Raw genomic sequence first — 18,601 nt, 5'->3', positions numbered from 1 at the left:
TGTCTCTACTTCGATGTAGGATAAAGATTCTAAAACGAACCTTTATCGAGTAATACTGTATTATATTGCGTCTATGTCAGATTTAAGCGAAACCGTCCATTTTTCATTGATAAAAGCTATGAATTTCTTTCCCAAATCCCTATCAAATTGCCTGTCTAATCCACTTTCAATTTGTTGCAAGGCAAAATCTACTTGATAGGCATCTTTGTAACACCGAGCATGCGTTATGGCATCAAATACATCACAGAGTGACGTAATTTTTGCTAATGGATTAATTTGTTGACCCTCTCTTTTGAAAGGATAGCCTTTCGCATCCAATCTTTCATGATGTTCGAGAACAATATCGAGAATATCTTTGCTGAAAGGACGTGCAGAAGCGGTTAACAATTTATAACCCCGAAATGGGTGTTCTTTTATAAGTGAAAATTCATCATCTGTGAGTTTTCCTTCTTTAAATAAAACATCTTCAGGGATTTCAATTTTTCCAATATCATGCAATAAAGCCCCGATTTTTAAGTTATTTAAATCACGATAGCCCATTCTTAACGAAATGCCAAAATGGGACGCTAACTCACTGACTCTTTTAGAGTGAGCGGAAAGCTCTTCTCTTCCGTTTAACAACAATGTCACGCTTTTCTGTAATGCGTCCACCTTGACACCTCCACTCCATCGTATAAACAATTATGTCACCATATTAGTCTATAGTCAATATTTATTTAAATTACTGTATTGCCTATATTTCATAAATATCATTTTATACCCTAGAACTTTAACTATTTTCCTTCCCCAAGTCGCTTTAGGATTACTTCCATGTCAAATGCCTCCTACCTGAACAAAAAAACAAGGGGTGTTATCCCCCTTGTCTATCCTGCCTAATCTATCTTAAAAAGCTCCTTTTACTGCCTCCCCAAAAGACAGAAATTGAACTTTTTTTGTTACTTTTAACGTAAACCGAACCAATTCCCATAAGCAAAAAGCTACGACAAAAGCGATAATGCCTGCAAGAATCGATTGAAACAACGCAATCGCTAATTTATCAAACGTGAAAGCTACCACAACCAAAAGAATTAAATAAGTAGAAACAGATTTTTTACTTGGTTTTAATCCTTTAATAATGGATGCCATCACAAGCGCAATGTTTTTTCCTTTTGTATTTTCTTCCGCACAGCTCCGTAAATCGGTAAGGTGAGAACTAAACCTGCAAACAGATAAGGAAGATACGACAATATAAAAGACGTAATCCCCGAAAACAATAAACCAATAATCAAAATTCCTACAATGTAAAAAAATAATTTCTGCACCATAGCTATCATAAGTAAAAATCTCTCCTTGTTTTTAAAAGTATATAAACCTGATTAAAAACCTGCCCCTTCGATACTTCTTATCCTTTATCCATCTGAATCTACTATTCTCCTTTCTTACTAAACTTGCTATATTATACGGATTTTTTAGCGTTCTATAATTGCTATGTACAATCAAATAGTTTGGTTTCAAACTCCATAAAAAAGAACAGGGGGTTGTCCTGTTCTTTCTAACGTCTAAATGATTCTACTATGGTTTTTCTGGTCTCTACAAAATTCAACGCTTTATCATAATCGGCTTCTTCTGTTTCAATGGTTATCGGATGGTTGTACTTGATTTCATTAAGGAAGTTAAACAAACCTTTCACAAAGGTAATGTCCTCTGGATTCGTAGCAAGAAAGGGTAATCCTTGCTCTTCTCGCTTTGAAACAAAGTTGATGCCGTTGGATAGATGAATGAGCTTTAAGGTTGATGCATAGGCATCCAAATAGGATTCGATGGAGACAAACTCAGAACGAGGGTAATGTTGTTTGTTGTAATTTATCACACCAATAGCATGACACGTATCAAGAACTGTACCAATGTTAGGGTCTCGTAATTCCTTCACCCATTGAGCTATGTCATCTTCATAACCGTATCTGAACACAAGTTCTTTTTTGTTTTCTTCCGTTACTTTTGGGTTATTCTCAACCGCTAGGATGATTTTAGGATAACGCTCTTGAATGAACTTCCGTAACTCCATGAGGTCATTTTGGAAGGATTCTTTTTTTATCTGAACCCCACCACTCGTTTCGCTCTCTTGTATTAATCCGCCTGCGTGAATCACTACGATTGGGTTAACAACTTCACACAATCTATCGGCAAGCATAATCGTCTTCTTAATGAGATTCATGTTTTCTTTACGAAGTAGCGGATTCGTTTCGGCTAACGTACAGGATTGTTCTTGCTTATTTTTCATCGGCACATGGAGGGCATATATCGTCATCCCAAGCTCTCGCAACCAATGTTTCTTTTCCATTGAAGCTTGAATATCATTAAAGTCATCAAGAAGGCATTGTATCTCAATAAATTTTACCCCTTTTTTTTCTGTCTATTAATTGACTTTTCTTTAAAGCGGATTTACTACCCAATATCATTTTTTCTCCTCCTTTTCTTTGGTTTCCTAAACGATATGCAAAAAGTAATAATTAATAAGTCAAACCTTGCTTGGAGTGGGCTATCGACAAAATAAAAAAGCTCCTCTACGGGAGCCTTAAAACATCAGAATTATTTGTCCTATACCTGGAATTTGAATAACGCACTTTTCCCCCTATTAAATGAAAAATGTTATAGAACATCACTTTCATCCTGTAGCCGAATGAAAAAACGAATCAGGTTAATAGACACGCAATAATGGTTAAAACGATAGCGATAACAAAATCTTGTTTCACTGTTGTTTTCGCAAGCCGACTCCATTTTCCACCTATCATACTAATTAATCTAGCAACCACAAAGAAAATAATGAAAAACAGCACGATTTTTAGCGACAATATAACGCCTCCCTCCGCCTTCCTTTATCTTCCTCTATTGTGACACGCAAACCCGATAAAGAAAACAAAAAAGTTCGGCTGGAATCCCAACCGAACCCTTAGTTCTCTTATCTTTGAACCAGAACCGCCTTATATTTCGTTAACTGTTGAACTTGCGCACACTGACTGTCTGTTAACCATTTCATTTTCTGCAGAAGCTTCAAGGATGTATGTGACTGTTTTAAAAGCATTAGATTTCTGGAGTTCAAAATCATTTGAAGGGAAGGAGTAATCGCAGTGATTTTCTTCAACTCTTGTCCTGCTATCAGGGTATAAACACCAAATACCCGACCAAACTCAGACAAATAGTGAAGAAAATCTATTTTTTGTGTAGCAAATTCATTTTGCTCATAGTTATAGACGAGTTCATCCAAATTATCTTGCACAACGACCCATTGACTATTATCTTCTTGTAGTAAGTTTAACAAACGTGAGAAATCAAGTAATTTCGTATTGATACTGACAAGCCTCGAATCTTTTAATAAAGTAGCGTTTAGTTGCTCCTCTACATTTACGTAAACACCATTTAGGGAGTCTGTTAGCGAACGAAACGTTTCTTGTGGATGTAAAAGCATGACTTTTTTATTGGAATTCAAAAAAGAAGCGATAATCTGTTTAAGTAATTCGGTTTTTCCTGAATTTTTTTCACCTAAAAGAGCAATGTGTTTCATCGAAATCTCTTTGTTCTCAAATATATTCTCAAAAACAGAAAGATTGGTTGCTTGCACTTACCATCTACTCCTTTTTGGGGAAAGTCATTTTTCCCTTTTTGTATTTTTCATTCTACTTCTTTACAGGTGTTTTCTGAAGAGGTTTTGGAAAAACAGGTGTAAAATTCCCTAGTTCTTTTAATGTTGAAGTCGATTCTTTTATACCGTGATAGACTTCCCCTTTTTCTGCACCTGGATTCACTTCACTCTGCAGATTCGCATCGTTAAGATAACCACTTCCATTCATTTCTTCGTAAGCAATGGAATTTGTGCGATTCAGTGAAACGTCCCGCACGATTGCATTTCCGACATTCCAAGTATCTTCATTAAGATATACGGTATAAGACAAAGCAGAATGATTATCGGGATTCCTGTAGGTTAAGCTTACTTTAGCGGTAAGCTCTATGATGATTCCGTTCTCGCCCACTTTCATCGTCAATACCGACGAATCAACTTTGGATTGATGTAAAAGGTTCAACAACCTTTGTTGGAAAGAAATAAGTCGTTGATTGCTGTCTTCCGCTATTTGAGATTCTGTTTTATGTGGTGTTACCAATTTGTTTTTAATAAGAGCTTCTTCTTTTAATATTTTTTGAACACATGCATCCTGGATGACGTTTGAAGCTAAATTTTGTATCAGAGCATGTGTGGATTCATTTTGACCTTCAACTTTTACGGTCAAGATTCCTTTTTCATTCGCTCCCATATCTTTCGATACTTGCATTGCGGAAGGAGGAAGATGATTGAGATAGGTTTCTGCCACCCCTCTTATCATGGAGAAGGTATTCTTGTTTATGTCTGAACCAGGAGGAAGGGAAGAATGAAAGGTAATGAAACGTTGATACATCGGACTTTTCACAACCAATTGATGATTTTTATCCAAGTGTTCGCCTTTAAATTCCTGACCGTGGCTAGAGAAGTCATACTGAATATCTTCATTCGTACCTGACCTTGTTGTATCCACTACTAAAACAGATGGATTTGATTGAAAACGAAGCGGAGTATTCGTCCCTTTTTTCACATCATCGAAGGAAACAGATAACGATAGTTCACGCTGATAATTGGTTAGTTGTTGATTCTTCTCAATGGTTTGTTTGACAGATTGAGAAGTCACGGACACTGGCTTTATGTATGAATAAACGAAAACGCCTCCAGTAACCAAAAGTGCCGTGAGCAATCCTCCTGTAAGCCATTTTTTCATCTTACACCTCGTCTATTTATAGTTCTGAGAGCATGACAAAATGGAAGATTTAATCTTCCATCTCGTCCTCTTCATATCGTCTATTTTTTCTTTTTCCCTGGCTTTTTCGCATGGCTCGTTCAAAACGGTCGCCATGTTCTTTTTTGGCTTTCTTTTGGCTAGATTCTCTACGCATCCGATGAAGATTTTTTTCCTTCTCTTTATCGGCTAACCCTTCTTTTTCAACGAGTTCTTCACCGTCTGTTTCATCATCGATGTACAAACTTATCTCTCCTTTAGCTCACTTTATTTTTAATTTATAGTCATTATAATTTTTTATATTGTTTATTGTCAATATTTATAGATGGCTATAGGGGTCTGACCTCTTTTTATAAATGAAAGAAGCTTGTTTTGAATATGATAAAGAATGCTTAAGAAATAAGGAGGTACAAACGATGATAATAACAGTAACAGGGCATCGTCCTGATAAATTAGGCAATGCTTATAATGTTAGTCATCCTACCAATCTAGCAATTGGTAAGAAGATGCGCGAATTCATCTTATCGCAAGCGGGTTATGATAATGTCACCCAATCTTTTGTTTCAGATGAAGTGGTCACGCTAATCAGTGGCATGGCATTGGGTGTCGATACCATTTGGGCGTTAGTTGCGTTAAAGTTGCGCAAACGATTCTCTGATAAGTTTAGGCTTGAATGTGCGATTCCCTGTAAGAATCATTCAAGTCGATGGAACGAATCGAGTAAGAAACAATATGCGGATATTCTTCTTCAAGCCGATGTTGTCACGCATGTTTCAACTGAACCTTACAAACCATCTCTCATGCAAAAACGAAACGAATATATGGTAGATAAGGCAGATTTGGTTTTCGCAGTATGGGATGGTTCAAATGGCGGAACTGGAAATTGTGTGAAATATGCCAAAGAACAAAAACGGACAATTTTTGTCCTGCATCCCTTTAAATTAACCGTCAATCGTTTAGCGGTACACATTAAGGAGGAAACAAGGTGTTTCGATTTTTGTATCTATTAATTAGTATAGGCGTCATCGTGTTAGGTGTAGGAATGTTATCTACTATTCCCACATTCTTTATTTCAGGTTCTTTTTTAGAACAGCTTCTTCAATTTATCCTTATGTTAGGCATGTTCTATGGCTACACTATGATTCTCGAACGTAAATTTGATGAGAATCTATCAGGACATGAAGCTTGATTTTAAGCGGTTAACAAAAAAAGAATTACTTAAATCGAGAGCGATGCTGTTAGGATTAATGTCCGTTCATTTCTATGCTTTACACTGGATGTTTTCTTCGATGGCAAACGCTATTCCCGCTTCGTTCTTAATCCTGCTTCTTTGCACGATTTTTGGATTTGCGGTAAGAGGTTGGTTCGATAATCTATATGAAGTGAAAGTCACTGAACGTACACTAAATTTACTTAAATAGCCATTAACCTGGCTATTTTTTTATGTCTTCGTTCTACATACTCCCCTGTATAAGTAATCACCAAAAATATCCTATCTATAATATAAAATTCACCAACAAAAAAATTAGGAGGAATAAAATTTTGGCAAATAAAAATGAAAAACGGACAAAAAAGCTCTTAAAGTGTTAATGGGTACGACTATTCTCGCCTCTTCGTTGTTTACAGGGCAAGTATTTGCCTCCACAACATCGAATACGAATAATCTCATTGAAAAGAACCACTTTGGTGGAGACTCTTCCGTTGAAGTGTCCAATCCCGTAGCTCCAAACGTACTAAACACAGAGAATCTTGCACAGAAAAAAACAGTGGTTCCACTTGTGAAAAGCGTAACCCCTGCTATGGGAGCAACGTTTGTGCGACCTGATGCCAATGTGGTTATTCAACTCGACCCGACTTCGAAAGAATACCATTTGGCATTGGCAATGCTTAAAAATGGATTGGTTAAGGCCTATGTACTGGACGGCAAATCCGTTACTGCCCTCCCTAAATCCGACCTGACATTTGATGCGACCACCAACCAAGTCACCATCTCCCATGATGTATTCAAACGGTACACCCAACAAGCGATTGTCTTGACCGCAGGCGGTAAAGATATGCAAAATCATCAAGATAATGGGGATAAAGGGAAATCATCCATCGCTCTACCCGTGATGGATGTGGTGACCGCTGTGGATGATACCGCTCAAACGGTCACACTGTTAAACGGTGGCGTTATCTCATTTGCTTCGTTGGACAAAGAAGTCAAAGGAATACAAATGCAAAGTGAACAAACAGATTGGCAACAAGGTGAGAAGGAAACTGTTTTGGAAAAAGCAAAATCGACCTTTAAGTTATCGACTCTATTCCAAGTAGGCAACGTGGTGGATACAAAAACCAACACGTTTGATAACAAAATTCATATTGTCATGAAAAACCCGATAGGGATTTCCACACTGTTCACGACAGGCTCCGCCATTGGTGAAGCCACTCATGTTTCAGGCAATGTCGATAACGCATCCGTACGTGTTACAGAAGGTGGAAAGCTCAATGTAAATGTATCCGATGACTATGGCAATCCTGCTACAAACGCTACCTTAACTGTAACAGGAACGGGTGCTGGTAATACAAAAGTGGCTTCGGCGTTTGCAACACCTGATATCGTTACCATCACAAATGGAACGGGCAATGCACCTCTAGCTGACCATAGTGCAGAAACCGTATCCCTCTCTTATACCGTTCAGGATAATACCTACAAAGATGCGGTAGATACCCAAACGGGTTCCCTATCCGAAATCTTTTTGCCTGGACAAACCGCTCAACTAAAAGTAACCAATCCACCTTCCGTAGTAGCGGGGCAAGTTGCAACCTTTAAAGGTGTTGCCGAAGATATATACGGCAACAATGTCATGGATGGTACGCAAATCAAAGAAACCGCACAAAATGGAACGGTTTCAAATGCATCCAATACCACCAATGGCGACTTTACTTTCGATTTTCAGGGAACCAAAGCGGGAGCCAATTCTATCAGCGTTGTTGGAGCCGATTCAGGCTTTAGTATTAACAATGCGTTTAGTGTGGTTCACGATTCTGCAAGTAAAGCCACAATCAATCTCCCTAGTTCCTTAACAGTTGGTCAAAACGCTACGGTTTCTGGTACACTTGTCGATAAATATGGCAATCCAGTAGACAAACAGAGTCTTGTATTTACTGGAGCCTTAACGGGTTCTGTTACCACGGGTTCAGATGGTACGTTTTCCGCTTCCTTAAAAGTGGCTTCATCAGGAAATGTATCCGCCGCTTTTGGAACTACGCCAATTGTACTTGCCACCCCAAGTGGTCAAGCCATAACAACAATCAGCGCAACGAGCGCAACCGTACCCGTAGCCCACTCTGATTACACCATCTATACCTATGCAACGAACAGCATTTCCTTTAATGGTTCAGCAGGTATACAAGGTTATCTGTACGGTCTGAACTTCACTCCAAAAGGAGGAGCGATTGTTAATATAACGGATGGTACACGCACATTCCAAGTCACTACAAGGTCAGATGGTTATTTCTATCTAAGCTGGAGACCAAATCAAAGAGGTACTTTTACCATCACCGCAAGTTATGGTGGAGCTTCCTACTCAAGAACCATCACCGTTAATTAAGGGTATTTCCATACAACAAGAGAAAGCGTTCAAAACTGAACGTTTTTTTGTGCGCTATAAAAAGAAAGAAACCTGAGAAATAAACTTTCTCAGGTTTCTACGGTAATACATTGAGAATATCCATCATTTCGGGATACATTCTGTCTTTGGAAACGACACTAATCACATAGCCACGTTGGTCACTAAATTTGACTGTTCCCCCAATGAACTGCAAATATAGTTTATGGAATGTTCTTCTTTTATTCATGTATTTACCTAACACAGCAATGGTATCAGGTTTTCCTTTTACCATTTCATGTTCCCAATGTCTACGTCCTAACGCTTCTGCAATTTGATGTAAATTAACCTTTTGAGCTTTTGACTGTTTTAAGAATCCGAACATATGTAAATCCTCCCTTGTGAATATGAATCAAACATTCACCAAAATTATTTACAATAGATATTTGATTATATTCAAGGGAAAATCATTTCATTCAACCTAGAGTAAGGTTAACTGCTACTATAATAGCTCGTCCTTTAACGCCTCCAGTTTGGTATTCAACAATTCAGGATAGTGCTTCTTCAAATACAGGGTGTACAACGTCTGATAGGCTCCTCGAATATGAGATGAAAAGTCCACATGCCTGACTTGAATTTCTCCTAATTGCGTCATGAGTTCTTGCCAATGGATTAAATCAGAGGGTTTGTCCGTATCATTTTTCAAACTAGACGCTAACAATTGTAATTTCGATAACACAATTTCATATTCCATTCGATTCTGTACTTCTTGGCGACTAAAACCACTGAATAACTTCATTTTTTCTCTTCTCCTTTTTTCTAGATAAAAAGAGATACAAGCAAACCTTGTATCCCTAACTGGTTATTTGTGATAGGTCACTTTGACATTTTCACCAAAATGTTCTTGAAGTTTACTAAACGTCGCAAAATTTAAATTGATTTTTCCGTTGGATTCAAATGCTTTACCGTTGAAGTATAGATATACAGGTAAATCTCCTGGATTTTGTTTGCAAATTTTGCTGACTTCTTCAAACTGTTGTTTGTGTATAAGGCGTATCCAAATGGCTTTTGGTTTTTCACTTTTAGCTAGAGCTTCGATATCATACATGTTGCGCACAATAATTTGAATTCCGAAGTCATCTTGTTTCAGTTGACCTTCGACAATAACAACTTTGCCATCAACCAGTTTGTCTTGATTTAGTTCGAGGCGGTCATTAAAGACGACGGATTTCATATCACCTGATTTATCCTCCAATAAGTACACATACATCGGTTTTTGGTCTTTTTTCGTATAAAAAAGCTTTAATTCCTTTATAATACCTGCTATTTTTACCTTTTCTCCGTCGTAATTGTAAGAAGCAACGGCACTGCTTTCGTCTGCGAATGATTCGTCTTCCTTATGCGACAAAAACCCAATTTCATATACGCCTTCTCGAACGAAGTATTCCATATAATCGTCCAACGGATGCTCCGTTACATAAAAACCAGCAAATTCTTTTTCCTTCTCCAACTTCAACTTTTTTATCGAACTCTGCAACTTCTGGAATGGCAATATGTTTAAATTCAGCAAAATCATCGGATAGCGAAAACAAATCCAATTGTCCAGATTGATAATTTTTCTTCTCGATAGATGCTGAATCTAATATCTCAGGTAGAACGGATAATTTAGCTTTTCGTGTTCCCTCAAAATCATCCACCGCACCTGAATAAACCAGAGCTTCAAGCATTCGTTTATCCACTTTAAAGTGTTTTGCCATGCGTTCCGCAAAGTCTTGAAAATCCTTAAAGGTTCCTCTAGCATCTCGTTCAGCAATAACATCGGTTGAGACTTTCCCCATGTTTTTAATACCCATGAGTCCAAAACGAATGGCATCTCCATCTACCGTAAACACTTCTCTTGATTTGTTTACATCAGGTGACAACACCTCAATCCCTTTCTTTTTACAAACGGAAAGATAAAGCTTAATTTTGTCTGCTTTTGTAATAAACGAGTTTAAGGTAGCGGTCATATATTCAACGGGATAATAGAAGGCTAACCACCCTGTACGAATGGAGATTTCGGCGTAACCTCCTGCGTGGCTCTTGTTGAACGCATACTCAGCAAACTTCTTCATTTTCGCCCAAATACTCTTGGCGGTTTCTTCTGGAATTCCGTTTGCAATACAGCCTACGATGCCTTTTTTTTGACTTCCATGAATGAAATAGGCTTCGTATTCATTAAGGATTTCTTTTTTCTTCTTTCCCATTGCTTTACGAATAGTATCTGCTTGCCCCTTCGTAAAACCTGCTAATTCCCTAACGATAAACATAACCTCTTCCTGATACACAATGACGCCATATGTCCGTTTTAGAATATTTTCCAATTGAGGTGTTTCGTACGTAATATACTGTGGGTTTAGCATGTTTTCTATATAATGGGGAATTTCATCGATAGGTCCTGGTCTGTAAAGACTTATACCTGCAATCAAACGCTCAAACATTTGTCGTCCCATTTCTTTGAGTTGCTCTTTACTTTTCAGGCTTAAATACTTATTCGCATCTTGGAAAAGTTCTTTCATGAAGGAGGTCATTCCTGGTGATTCCAGTTGGAATACCCCTTCTGTATTTCCTTTTGAAATAAAGTCATATACCTGCAAGTCATCTGTTGGGATGTTTAGAAAATTGATAGGCTCTTTGCCCTCTTTAGCTCGTCTTTTATTGACATCCGCTAAACAACGCCCCACTACACCCATTGTACGAAGACCTAAGAAGTCCATTTTTAACAGTCCCAATTCTTCACATTCCGCCATTGTGATTTGGGTAGTTGGCTCTTTTAAACCTGTATCTTCATTCTCGATTAGAATTTGTGGAATGTAATCACTGACTGCTGAAGGTGCAATAATAACTCCGCATGCATGCTGTGAAATATTTCTAGGCAATCCTTCAAGCTTCATAGCCATATCAATGATTTCTTTGGCTTCATGGTCATGTTCATAGATTTTGGAAAATTCCACGCTTTCCTTGAAGGCTTTTTGGAGTGTCATTTTAGGTGCTTGCGGAATGGATTTCGCAATTTTGTCACCCAATGAATAAGGTTTATCCAGTACCCTTGTCATGTCTCGTATAACCGCACGAGCGGCTAACGTACCAAACGTGATAATGCGAGATACCGCATGTGCTCCAAACTTTTCTTTTACGTAATCAATAACTTCTTCCCGTCTTCTATCATCAAAGTCCAAGTCAATATCAGGCATGGAAATCCGTTCTGGATTTAAGAATCGTTCAAACAGCAAGTCATATTCAATGGGGTCTACTTCCGTAATATAGAGAGCATAGGCAACGAGAGAACCACATGCCGACCCCCTACCAGGTCCTACCAGGATACCATGTCGTTTTGCATAATCAACAAAATCCCAAACGATTAAGAAGTAGCCTGGAAATCCCATGCTTTTAATCGTGTCGATTTCAAACTCTAAACGCTCCCTATACTCTGCACTGGACTGTTTTTCTGTCCCTTCAAAGCGTTCATCAAACCCTTTCCAACACAGATATTCAAAATAAGCGGCTTCATCTTTGTACGGGGCTGGAACAGGAAAGTGAGGCATATAAACCGTATCTAAATCTATAACCAGGTTGCATTTTTCGGCAATTTCAAGGGTTGTATCCAGTGCTTCTGGAATATCCGAAAACAATTCTTCCATTTCCTCTGCCGTATGTATGTGATACCCTTCACCAGGCAACATCAGGCGGTCATTATCATCCATTGTGGTCCCTGTTTGTAAACAAAGGAGAGCTTGATGGGCGAGTTCATCTTCCTTATTCGTATAATGACTCTCTACCGCTCCCACTATTTTTAAATTGAGTTCCCTCGCCAACCGAATGAGTTGCATGTTAAGAGTCAGTTCATCTTGAACCCCATGTCGTTGGATTTCAATATAAAAATTCTCTTTTCCAAAAATAGAAGATAATTTTAACGCCACTCGTTTCGCTGATTCATAGTCTCCATTTAGAAGACATTTTGCAATTTCTCCATCTAAATAGGAAGAAGTAGCAATAACTCCTTCTGCATACCGTTCCAACATTTCATAAGAGACCTGCGGGCTTTCAAAAACGTGTTCGTAACCCATCGTGGTTAGTTTAGTCAGGTTTTTAAAGCCTTGTGCGTTCATTGCTAACAGGAGAAGGTGGTGAGCTTCTTGTGCGCCATCAATGGATTCTGTAAATGCCTCGAATCCAACAATCGCCTTTTTATCTGCTTCTTTCATCTTCTTGTAATAGGTCACCGCACCAAACATAACGCCTTCATCGGTTAACGCTCCGACATGTTCCGTTTTCTCCACGATATCTTTAATGTGACTGCTTGCTTTTAATAAACTAAAACCGCTTTTTCGGTGAATATCTGCCCATCGAACAATTTCTACCGACATTCCCGTTTCGGTTATCTCTTTTACAATCGCTTTGAGTTTTTGCCTTCTTTGAAAGAGGTTAAGGGCTTCTCCTGCTTCAACCGTATCCAATTTAGTTCCATTTGAGGAGAAAGTAAGCAAAGGCTGTTGATGTGTATCTTCTAACATAACATCCAGAAACGAACCTTTTTCTAAAACGACTTCACTCCCATTTTTAATTTCTATCATGGTGCTTCCCTCCCGATTTATCATATAATCATTATATTTAAGTTATTGACTAAAGTCTATAACATATCTATAATAATTTTACACCTCACATACGCATCTTATTTGTGTGGATGCGACCATCGGGTTTGAATCAAGCACATCGAAAGGGAGTGTGTGGTCATCATGAAATTAGTAACGAAATGGCGAAAATTTTACAACTTGTCATTTGGTATGGGAACCTTAATGGCTTCCCTATTCTACTTAACACACCGTGATGGTTGGCATAGCGTGTTTTATTTTCTGATAGCACTGTCTTTCGGTAGTGGATTTTGCTGTTGGCAATTCAATCAGGGTAATCCCGATAAGCGATATGGCTTCCTCCGTATGCTTTTTTTATTCCTTGCTATTCTAATTGGCGTCTTTAAATTTCGGTAAGAAACGAGGCTACTATGGAAACCGTATCAAAGTCACGAAAATGGTTGGCATGGGTATTATTCTCCATGTGTGTTGGGTATGTCGTTCGGCTGGTTAGTATGAACAACTTGGACAACCTAATTATGTACCTTCTCTTCACCGCTTCTTATCTACTTGAATTCATACATTTTGCCTTAAACCAATCAAAACCTTTATTGCTGCGAGTCAGTAGAATTGCGACAATTCTTGCCGTTATCTTCTTCTTTCTTTCGTGGATGCAAAATTAAGCGTTTAAGAATTGGGAATAAATAGAATGGAGAGGAAACTTAATTATGAGCAGAAAAACGTGGAAAAAAGGTAACTTATACATCAGTTATGGAAATCCTTCTATTACGCCTTTTTATGGTGAACATGACGAGGAGCGAAAAGTAAACACAATGAAGGATGTGATGTATTTTTATTACGACATCACAATTTTGCAAAACACCAAAACATTGTTTTCAGCCAGAGCCTGGGATTTTCCTAAAGTACAACAACTGCCTGATTACATTGACCACCTTATCCATTTTGATATGCAAAAGGCTGTCCCGTTAGAGGATGTAAAAGATAATGGGTTTAGGCGAACCATTAAATACATGCAAGTCATCCTAGAAGACAGTTTTGGTTTCGATATGGAGTATTTTTATAAAATTGAGCGGTACGATTACTCCGTCAAACAACAACATGAACAAACACCAAAAGAATGGTCAGAATACGTGTTAACAATAGGGGCTATGGAACCATCCAAGAAGTATGGTGGAGACAATCGAGAAGATTACGGGAAAACCATAATGATTAAAGACTTAACAACAGATGATTTGTTGAATTTAAAGAAAACCGCCTTACAATTCTGTGAAGAAGCGATAAGGCTCCATAATCAGGAATAAACTTTTTTCCACAAAGAAAGAGAGGTCGATTATTCGAACCTCTCTTTTTCTTTATCTCAATTATCTCGAAATGATTTTTTTAAGTGTTTTTACCAGGTTTTTTGTAATTTCTTCAGGACTACAAGAAATGATGTTTTTATCATACATATACTTGTACAAGTCGATATTTCCTTCACGGAAACTATCTGTCCCAAAAATTAACGAAACAACATGAATACCTTTCGCTCTAGCTTCTTTAACTGCCTGCTTAACATCTACCATTCCTTCCCTTTGCCCTTTATTGTAATCAGAAGGAAGTCCGTCTGAGAGCACAATCAAAATTCTATCTTTTTCAGGTCGCTTCATAAGCTCTGCAGTAGCCACTCGAATTGAATATCCGTCTTTGTTGCCGCCACTCGCTTGTCTCATTCTGTGAAAGCTATAACTGTAATTTTTCGTCATGCTGTTATCTTTGAAGTCCTTAGCGGTATAGTGCATCACTGCACCTTGAACAGAAAACGTTGTGACCTTAAATGGAATAATTCCTTTAAGCCCTTCCTCCATGACTGACAAAGCTTTAGCCGAATGAAACTGTTTCTCATTAGAGACCATCGAACCCGAACCATCTTGTAGAAGATACGCTACATAATCGGTTGTAATGGGTGGTGTGCGTTTTACAAACAGGTTGTAGTCTTTTACACCAAACTTCCAAAGATTTGTGGTATCCAATATGCCCTGTTTCTGTCCACGCAAGGTCAAGGATTCTTTATTACGAAAAATCTTCTCAACTTCTTTGCGGAATTTAGCCCCTTCACGTTTGATATCTGCAGGAAGCGCAAAAGTTCGATTGAAGCCCTTAATTTCCTTAAATTGCCGAACATATTGATTGCGGTAGAGGTTTTCAATTTCTTTTACTTCTTCAAGCGAAATTTCTTCGTCCTTATTGTTCTTTGAGGATTTCGTTTTAGGATTTTTAAATTCCTCTTCCATCTTCCGCTTGGCTTCTTCCAGAACATCATCCGTAATTTCTTTCATCCGCGCTCTAATTGCTTCTTCATCGATTTCAAAATCATCCTCTTCATCTTGGTCTATGCCTTGTGGATACGGACTTTCTGATTCAGATTCCGATTGAGGCTGTTTGTTACGGGATTTCCCTTCTTCATCCGAAGTGTTGGAGTTTTCGTCAGAATCGCTATTCGAATCAGTGTCGGATTTATTATTGGATTCTTCAGTGGATTCTTCAGTGGAGTTTTCGTCTGATTGCTCACCAAAGTCTCCCTCTGATTTTTCATCCGTTTCTTTATCCGATTCCCCGTTCGCTGGTTCATCTGAATCGTCCTTGCTGTTTTCTTCCGAACGGGAGGAATCCTCTGAATCCTCTTCACCTTCTTCGTTCTCTTTCGAATTGGCTTCGTCCGATTCTTCTTTCTCTTCGTCTTTTCCTCCTTGATTCCCCTCCTGCTGTTCATTCTCTTCGGAAGGTTCCCCTTCTTGTGATTCTCCGTCCGATAACTTATCCTTTTCGGATTTCTCTTTCTCGGATTTGCCTTTTCCTTTTCCCTTTTGTTCCTCTTTATTCTCCTCCTCTTTTTCCTCGCCTGCAGAAGAACCCGAACCTTGACCTTCTTGTGGTTCTTCTTGTTCTTCCTCTTTCTTTTCAGGCTTGAAGTGAGTGGATATGGAACGAGAGGCGTTTTGCTCTTTTTCTTCACTCGTTGTAAATTCATGCTGTTGCGGAATGTTCTGGATAAATTGATTATCTTCTGGATTTTGTTGTCCAATCAATTTAATCAGATAATCCTCAACTTTTTCGATGATTTCTTGGCAAACCATCAAACATTGTTTACAACTAACGGCGTTTATTCCTGTAATGATATCCTTTTTAATTTTTTTGATGTTCGCATCCAGTTCCGTACCCTTATAAAACTTGGCGTAATCTTTTGGATAAAGACCCGTTACGGAAAGCATCGTGATGGTATAGAGGAAATCCCCTAATTCAGATTTGCCCTCAATAGGCTGTGCTTCTCGAATGGAACCATTTAAAAATTGTATTTTTTTGAGATAACCAGGAAGACGATTCACAAGAATCTTCTCAATACGTCCATCCTCAACGGAGTTAGCAACATGCTTTGCTATCTTCTGCCCGTAGGAACCAGGCAGTTTAAGATTTTTAGAAAAGTAGGTTGACATATCGTTTTGGAATTGAACAAACGCTGTAAAATCAGAAGAATTGATGTGTTGCGTTTCGTGTCCTGCTAATGCCCATAACGCCATATACATTTCTTCATAGCTCTTATCATAAAACAACTCAGGAAGCCCTAGTGTTACGGTTTTCCCATCTGTGTAAGAGCCACCACCAGGATTAAGCACCAAATTGATATCGCTTCTATCTGGAACCAAAAAGCTAACCCTTCCCATTAACAGCTTGTGTACATTTTGACGATTAAAAAATCGGCGTACCCGTTCAATCGCTTTTATCGATGCTGTCGTATTCATAAGTAAATCTCTCCCTTTTGTATATATAAACCTGTTATGTGTGACAAGATAAGGGGAAGGTAGGAGCTTTCATTTCTCCTACCTTTTTGTCTTATTCTGAAAGTATTATCCGATGATGTCTTCAATCGAATCCCTAATGGTTTTTCGTTCATCCGTGTCTAGTGCTTTATTCGCAACGTTGTCAATCAAAGCATCCTTTAATGGAATGTCTTGTTCAACTGCTACCGTACAAGCATCAATAAATCCACGAATGGAAATGGCTTTTTCTGATATTTCCCCATCCTCTACGTTCTTTTTAATGCCTGCAAATAATTTTTGGCATTGTGATAACATGCTGTATGGGATACCAGGAACTTTTACCTGTAATACATCTTCAATACTTTTAAGCGTAGGAAACAAAATTGGAACGAAACGGTCAATCGTTGCTTCGTTATTCTCAAACGTTCCTTGATATTCCTTATTTTGGGTGGAAATCGCCATAAAATTATCATCCGCTACAATGTTTTTATAGCCTGGAACTTGTATTCTGCGCCTGTCATCCAAGAGGGAGTTAAACAAGCTCATAACATGTCCAAATGATGTGTTAAATTCATCAAAGTTTAGAATGCCCCCAACTTCTGCCGCTTGAATAATAACATCAGGGTCATAGGACATTTTGTTACGCTCAACTCCATCTTCGCCTACTTCCGATTCAATCGTTTTCCCACCAAGCAGAGAGTTATTATCATGTTGTGAGTTCACGGAGAACTCATACAACGGACGCTTGTAGAGCCATGATAGTGTTTCAACTAACACGTTTTTCCCTACGCCTCGGTCACCTTCAAATAACAGATTCCGTTTGATGTTCATGTAGGCAATGGCTTTTTTGAGGATGCCCGAACTATCTTGATACAGGGTTTTCGGTTTATTAATCCGCTTCGCAACTTCGCTGTCGTACACTTTATACGATTGGAAAAGAGTGGTCATTTGTTTTTCCGTGACCCCAAACTTCTCCATGTATGTCACCCGCTCCCGTACTTCGTCTGCTGTTGCAAGACCTTCCGAAGTTACCCAATCAATGGCATCTTTTAGTGATTTTCCTTCCGTTTTCTTTTTTAATTCGTTTTCGCCAAGCCGTAAGACTCCGATAAAATTTGTCGCCACTTGTGAAGTGATTTTGGCTACTTTTTCTTCGGTTATCAAGTGTTTAAGCTCGTCACCCGTGTAGATGTCATCTTGCTTACGGTTATCTACATAACCGCAAAGACCATTATCAAAGTAAGCTACAATCTTATCGCCTTCACTGACTAGTTTTACAGACGGTTGAATTCCTTTTTTTAATTCATCTGCCAACTTGAATTTATTTGGATATACCGTTTTTCCGCCAGCTAATTTGAATTTGATTTCTTGTGCCATGTTTATAGTCTCCCCTTTTTGGTTGTTTGCTTCGATTCCTTCAAGTTCGCAGATATAGGCATTCGATTCTCTTCCGTTCCGATACCGAACTTTCGTGCTATTTACAATTTTAGCATAATTTGTAATTTCAAACAAGTTATGGATTTGTAAAGCCGATTGACAATTTTCTTGAATGGTATTGGGGCTATTCGCCACATACCCGACGCTTTCGCTTTCATCTTCTAAGAATACATGAATAGCCTTTGCATCAAATTCATTCTCAGGCTCTTTCTTTAATAGAACCCTATCCCCAATCGCCACTTTATACTTTCCAGTATCCTTTGTGCCGTTTCCGACAACCGTCACCAAAATCTTTACCATAAGTAAAATTCCCTCCTGATAAAAAATCTCCCACTTAGAAAATTTTTTGT

18 protein-coding genes are annotated in these 18,601 nt (G+C 38.4%); 4 read left to right on the top strand and 14 right to left on the bottom strand.

Annotated elements, in window-relative coordinates; translation table 11 throughout:
* Positions 1–60: 60 nt before the first annotated feature.
* The 8 genes from PP175_RS27710 to PP175_RS27675 form a co-directional block, all read right to left on the bottom strand.
* A complete protein-coding gene (locus PP175_RS27710; protein WP_272443440.1) occupies positions 61–651 on the bottom strand; it encodes an HD-GYP domain-containing protein in 591 nt (196 codons plus the stop codon).
* Between the two features lie 231 nt (positions 652–882).
* The gene (locus PP175_RS27705; protein ID WP_272443439.1) at positions 883–1,128 is read right to left on the bottom strand and encodes a hypothetical protein; all 246 of its coding nucleotides are present in this window, start codon (positions 1,126–1,128) and stop codon (positions 883–885) included.
* Positions 1,125–1,313, bottom strand: coding sequence for a hypothetical protein (locus PP175_RS27700; protein WP_272443438.1), 189 nt, complete (start codon positions 1,311–1,313; stop codon positions 1,125–1,127). Before PP175_RS27700 ends, PP175_RS27705 begins: the two co-directional genes overlap by 4 nt.
* Positions 1,314–1,531: 218 nt before the next feature.
* Positions 1,532–2,368 (bottom strand): sugar phosphate isomerase/epimerase family protein, encoded by an 837-nt coding sequence (locus tag PP175_RS27695; RefSeq protein WP_272444252.1) that lies wholly within the window; start codon positions 2,366–2,368, stop codon positions 1,532–1,534.
* Between the two features lie 304 nt (positions 2,369–2,672).
* Entirely contained in the window at positions 2,673–2,831 is a 159-nt protein-coding gene (locus tag PP175_RS27690) for a hypothetical protein (RefSeq protein WP_272443437.1), read from the bottom strand.
* Between the two features lie 107 nt (positions 2,832–2,938).
* Positions 2,939–3,598: a helicase HerA domain-containing protein gene (locus tag PP175_RS27685; RefSeq protein ID WP_272443436.1), complete on the bottom strand. Its 660-nt coding sequence runs from the start codon at positions 3,596–3,598 to the stop codon at positions 2,939–2,941.
* A gap of 55 nt (positions 3,599–3,653) precedes the next feature.
* Positions 3,654–4,781, bottom strand: a complete 1,128-nt coding sequence (locus PP175_RS27680; protein ID WP_272443434.1) for a hypothetical protein — start codon at positions 4,779–4,781, stop codon at positions 3,654–3,656.
* Positions 4,782–4,830: 49 nt separating this feature from the next.
* Complete coding sequence (locus tag PP175_RS27675) at positions 4,831–5,043, bottom strand: hypothetical protein (RefSeq protein ID WP_272443433.1); 213 nt, start codon at positions 5,041–5,043, stop codon at positions 4,831–4,833.
* A gap of 172 nt (positions 5,044–5,215) precedes the next feature.
* Here PP175_RS27675 and PP175_RS27670 point away from each other — a divergent pair, with 172 nt between their 5' ends.
* From PP175_RS27670 to PP175_RS27660, 3 genes are all read left to right on the top strand, one after another.
* Complete coding sequence (locus tag PP175_RS27670) at positions 5,216–5,809, top strand: SLOG family protein (RefSeq protein ID WP_272443432.1); 594 nt, start codon at positions 5,216–5,218, stop codon at positions 5,807–5,809.
* Between the two features lie 150 nt (positions 5,810–5,959).
* The gene (locus tag PP175_RS27665) at positions 5,960–6,220 is read left to right on the top strand and encodes a hypothetical protein (protein ID WP_272443431.1); all 261 of its coding nucleotides are present in this window, start codon (positions 5,960–5,962) and stop codon (positions 6,218–6,220) included.
* Between the two features lie 162 nt (positions 6,221–6,382).
* Positions 6,383–8,392: an autotransporter outer membrane beta-barrel domain-containing protein gene (locus PP175_RS27660; protein ID WP_272443430.1), complete on the top strand. Its 2,010-nt coding sequence runs from the start codon at positions 6,383–6,385 to the stop codon at positions 8,390–8,392.
* A gap of 97 nt (positions 8,393–8,489) precedes the next feature.
* Here the strand turns inward: PP175_RS27660 and PP175_RS27655 are convergent, their stop codons facing one another.
* From PP175_RS27655 to dnaE, 4 genes are all read right to left on the bottom strand, one after another.
* Positions 8,490–8,774, bottom strand: a complete 285-nt coding sequence (locus tag PP175_RS27655) for a hypothetical protein (RefSeq protein ID WP_272443429.1) — start codon at positions 8,772–8,774, stop codon at positions 8,490–8,492.
* Between the two features lie 117 nt (positions 8,775–8,891).
* Complete coding sequence (locus PP175_RS27650; protein WP_272443428.1) at positions 8,892–9,188, bottom strand: hypothetical protein; 297 nt, start codon at positions 9,186–9,188, stop codon at positions 8,892–8,894.
* Positions 9,189–9,251: 63 nt separating this feature from the next.
* Entirely contained in the window at positions 9,252–9,851 is a 600-nt protein-coding gene (locus PP175_RS27645) for an OB-fold nucleic acid binding domain-containing protein (protein WP_272443427.1), read from the bottom strand.
* A complete protein-coding gene (dnaE, locus tag PP175_RS27640) occupies positions 9,808–13,002 on the bottom strand; it encodes a DNA polymerase III subunit alpha (RefSeq protein ID WP_272443426.1) in 3,195 nt (1,064 codons plus the stop codon). The genes PP175_RS27645 and dnaE overlap by 44 nt, the downstream gene beginning before the upstream one ends.
* Positions 13,003–13,727: 725 nt before the next feature.
* On the opposite strand from dnaE, the gene PP175_RS27635 reads away from it, so the two are divergent.
* Positions 13,728–14,321, top strand: coding sequence for a hypothetical protein (locus tag PP175_RS27635; protein ID WP_272443424.1), 594 nt, complete (start codon positions 13,728–13,730; stop codon positions 14,319–14,321).
* Between the two features lie 60 nt (positions 14,322–14,381).
* Here the strand turns inward: PP175_RS27635 and PP175_RS27630 are convergent, their stop codons facing one another.
* Positions 14,382–16,796, bottom strand: a complete 2,415-nt coding sequence (locus PP175_RS27630; RefSeq protein ID WP_272443423.1) for a vWA domain-containing protein — start codon at positions 16,794–16,796, stop codon at positions 14,382–14,384.
* Between the two features lie 105 nt (positions 16,797–16,901).
* Positions 16,902–18,551: an AAA family ATPase gene (locus PP175_RS27625; protein ID WP_272443422.1), complete on the bottom strand. Its 1,650-nt coding sequence runs from the start codon at positions 18,549–18,551 to the stop codon at positions 16,902–16,904.
* Positions 18,552–18,601 lie beyond the last annotated feature (50 nt).

The sequence above is a fragment of the Aneurinibacillus sp. Ricciae_BoGa-3 genome, assembly GCF_028421645.1.
In the GTDB taxonomy this organism is placed as follows: domain Bacteria; phylum Bacillota; class Bacilli; order Aneurinibacillales; family Aneurinibacillaceae; genus Aneurinibacillus_B.
This window is presented reverse-complemented; position numbering and strand designations above follow the sequence as displayed.

Excerpts from the sequence above, each read along its gene's own strand:
- PP175_RS27700 (WP_272443438.1), bottom strand. The coding sequence starts at position 1,313 with ATGATAGCTATGGTGCAGAAATTATTTTTTTACATTGTAGGAATTTTG.
- PP175_RS27680 (WP_272443434.1), bottom strand. The coding sequence starts at position 4,781 with ATGAAAAAATGGCTTACAGGAGGATTGCTCACGGCACTTTTGGTTACT.
- PP175_RS27670 (WP_272443432.1), top strand. The coding sequence starts at position 5,216 with ATGATAATAACAGTAACAGGGCATCGTCCTGATAAATTAGGCAATGCT.
- PP175_RS27665 (WP_272443431.1), top strand. The coding sequence starts at position 5,960 with ATGAGAATCTATCAGGACATGAAGCTTGATTTTAAGCGGTTAACAAAA.
- PP175_RS27655 (WP_272443429.1), bottom strand. The coding sequence starts at position 8,774 with ATGTTCGGATTCTTAAAACAGTCAAAAGCTCAAAAGGTTAATTTACAT.
- PP175_RS27650 (WP_272443428.1), bottom strand. The coding sequence starts at position 9,188 with ATGAAGTTATTCAGTGGTTTTAGTCGCCAAGAAGTACAGAATCGAATG.
- dnaE (WP_272443426.1), bottom strand. The coding sequence starts at position 13,002 with ATGATAGAAATTAAAAATGGGAGTGAAGTCGTTTTAGAAAAAGGTTCG.
- PP175_RS27635 (WP_272443424.1), top strand. The coding sequence starts at position 13,728 with ATGAGCAGAAAAACGTGGAAAAAAGGTAACTTATACATCAGTTATGGA.
- PP175_RS27630 (WP_272443423.1), bottom strand. The coding sequence starts at position 16,796 with ATGAATACGACAGCATCGATAAAAGCGATTGAACGGGTACGCCGATTT.
- PP175_RS27625 (WP_272443422.1), bottom strand. The coding sequence starts at position 18,551 with ATGGTAAAGATTTTGGTGACGGTTGTCGGAAACGGCACAAAGGATACT.